Raw genomic sequence first — 2,734 nt, forward strand, 5'->3', positions numbered from 1 at the left:
GCGAAAAAGGCCTTTATCCCGAGCAAATTCAGCAGTGGAAAGCGGCTTGCCTTGAAGGCGCTGGTCGGCAAGAAGACCAGGAAAAAGCGGCGCAAAAGCAGCGTAAAGAAGACCGTAAGACCATCAAGCAACTCAAAGCGGAAGTGCGGCGCAAAGACAAGGTAGTGGCTGAGACGACGTCGTTACTGGTGCTCTCAAAAAAGCTCGAAGCCTTGTACAGCGAAGATCCCGACAGCGGCGAGGACGACTAACGCCGCTCGACGAACGTGCAAGGCTCATCACGCTATTTGACGAAGCGGTTGTGGATGGCGCGTCTCGTTATAAAGCCGCTGAGATTATCAACGTGAATGAACGCACACTGAAACGTTGGCGATCTGAGTGTGGCGCTGTTGTTGAGGGTCAGCGTCATCACGTGGTGCAAGGCAGGCAGCCGCATCAGCTAACGCATGAGGAAGAGCAAGCCATTTTGAACACTTGTCATCGTCCCGATTACCAGAGCTTGCCGCCGTCTCAAATCGTGCCTTTGCTGGCAGACAACGGCGTCTATCTGGCCTCCGAATCGTCGTTTTATCGGGTTTTGAAAAAGCATCACCAGCAGCACCCTCGTGGCCGTATGAAACCACGCCGTCCAGTGCCCGCGCCGACCAGTTTTACGGCAACAGGGCCAAACCAGGTCTGGAGTTGGGACATTAGCTTCTGCGCCTCCGTTGTGCGAGGCCAGCACTGGTATCTCTACCTGATCATGGATATCTACAGCCGCAAAATCATCGCCTGGGAAGTTCACGACACCGAATCGGGCGAGCTGGCTAAACAATTACTGGAACGCGCTTTGCTGCGAGAAGGTTGCTGGCATCAACCACCGGTACTGCACTCAGATAACGGGGCGCCGATGACGTCCTATACGCTCAAAGCGAGGTTAACCGAACTGGGGATGTTGATGTCTTACAGTCGCCCGAGAGTAAGCAACGACAACCCTTACTCGGAATCGCTGTTCCGTACCGTCAAATATTGCCCAGCGTGGCCCACCAAGGGCTTTGCATCGCTGAGCGCGGTACGAGAATGGATGTTGGTGTTCGAGCGGGCTTACAACGAACAGCACCTTCACAGTGGCATCCAATATGTCACGCCAGCTGATCGACATCGTGGTGTTGATCGAAAACGCCTTGAACGCCGTAAAGCGGTTTATGAAAGTGCTAAGCGTCGATATCCGAAACGCTGGTCGGGCAGCACCCGAAACTGGGAGGTCACTGGTTCAGTGTCGCTTAACCCAGGGAAAGTGCAGGAAATCGAGCGTAATAAAAAGGCTGCTTAAGCGCAGCCATTTGGACAACTGGGTTGAAAATCACCGCAGGACTCCACGGATAGGGTACCGATGACGCTTGTGAAAAGCCTGACTCATCAAAGTAATAGAGCTCATGCTCACCCTGGTCTTCCTGCTGATAGAGTGTCTTGAGAAGGCCCTGGGTGTTCCAGAAATCCGCCTCGTCACGCAGTACCTTGAGTGAGTGCCGGATGCGCTTGAAGCTGAAATCTTTTTTTAACGCTCGGCGAAGGGTCACCGTGCTGACGGTCTTACCCGTCTCCTTCCTCAAAACGAGCCTGCAAGGTTCGGATCTGGCGAGGCTGTTCGGCAACGAGTTCCTGCAGTCGCTGATGATCGCGTTCATCCAGGACGGGCGTGCGGCCACTGCGGGGTTTGTCGATTAGTCCATCAAGGCCTAACGCTTCCCACTGTTTGAGCCATCGTGATACGGCGTCGCGGAGGACCTGCAGTACCTGACTGATTTTGTTGATCGTATGGCCTTGATTACTCAGCAGGGTGGCATGCGCACGGCGGCGTAGAGACGCTTCTCACCGCGGGGAAGACAGCGCCTTCTGTTCAGAGTCAGTAAGCGGAGCAATGAAGCGCCATAACATGGTTTCATCCGTGATGAGTTGTCCGGCCCAATGCTATACGAAAACTTCAGATTAAGCACTTAGTAGGAATGAGCGTGGAGTCGTTTCGCCAGCTTGGAGACGTGTCTCGGAAGAAATAGATTAAAACGTGCATGTTGACACCGGATCCGAATTGGATAACAAAAAAACCGGCCATACGCAGTGACCGGTAAATTTACTATGGCTGGATTAAAACGATTCAATCATTTTCAGGCGATGTAGTCTGCGCCTCGGTCTCTTCCTCGGGATCTTCTTCAACTTGCTTAACTCGAGGTGCCGGAGCTACCCAGGCTTTTAGGTATTGGCCTGCATAGCGGTAGAAATCGGGCACTACCTTTTCGAGGTGTTCGATAAACACGCGATTACCTGAGAATTTTGCGCCTAGATCTATCGAGGTAAATACTTCGAATGCGACAGGTTGAGCGTCGGTATTTTCTACATCCAAAATATTAGGGTTTTTCCTCACTTCCTCTAAAGGCTTGTCCGTTGCCAAAGCCTGACCTTTGCGCATCGCTTTTATGCTAATGGCTGGGCTCTTTTCGTTACTGGGTAATTGCCGGGTGAGCCAGTTAATTTTTGCTGACGTGCTTTTTCTATCTTTAGGCGCGTCAAGCCGCATGCTGCAAGTAATCGATTTACGCGTAAGATCGACAGTTACTGTAAGGTCTGATGCAGCGTTGGGTATATCAATGGTGCTTATTAGAAGGTGCTCAGATGCCAGCCTTTCACAATCATCGGTAGTGTTCAGAATTCTGTGTCACTTCTACCCTAAGAGGAAAGAGGTGATGTATGACACAAC

2 protein-coding genes and 2 pseudogenes are annotated in these 2,734 nt (G+C 51.9%); 2 read left to right on the forward strand and 2 right to left on the reverse strand.

Annotation, left to right across the window (positions count from 1 at the left end; genetic code table 11):
• Together ACT3R4_RS18250 and ACT3R4_RS18255 are read left to right on the forward strand one after the other, a co-directional pair.
• Positions 1–251 (forward strand): annotated as a pseudogene (locus ACT3R4_RS18250) (hypothetical protein); the annotation flags it as partial.
• 26 nt (positions 252–277) lie between these two features.
• Positions 278–1,312: an IS3 family transposase gene (locus tag ACT3R4_RS18255; RefSeq protein WP_496201290.1), complete on the forward strand. Its 1,035-nt coding sequence runs from the start codon at positions 278–280 to the stop codon at positions 1,310–1,312.
• Between the two features lie 37 nt (positions 1,313–1,349).
• Here ACT3R4_RS18255 and ACT3R4_RS18260 read toward each other — a convergent pair.
• Together ACT3R4_RS18260 and ACT3R4_RS18265 are read right to left on the reverse strand one after the other, a co-directional pair.
• Positions 1,350–1,917: pseudogene (locus ACT3R4_RS18260) on the reverse strand (IS630 family transposase); the annotation flags it as partial.
• A 217-nt stretch (positions 1,918–2,134) separates the two neighbouring features.
• Positions 2,135–2,554 carry a hypothetical protein gene (locus ACT3R4_RS18265; RefSeq protein WP_496203803.1) on the reverse strand — a complete coding sequence of 140 codons (420 nt, stop codon included), beginning with the start codon at positions 2,552–2,554 and terminating at the stop codon, positions 2,135–2,137.
• Positions 2,555–2,734: the final 180 nt, after the last annotated feature.

The sequence above is a fragment of the Halomonas sp. AOP7-E1-9 genome, from assembly GCF_052376035.1.
Taxonomy (GTDB): domain Bacteria; phylum Pseudomonadota; class Gammaproteobacteria; order Pseudomonadales; family Halomonadaceae; genus Vreelandella; species Vreelandella citrativorans.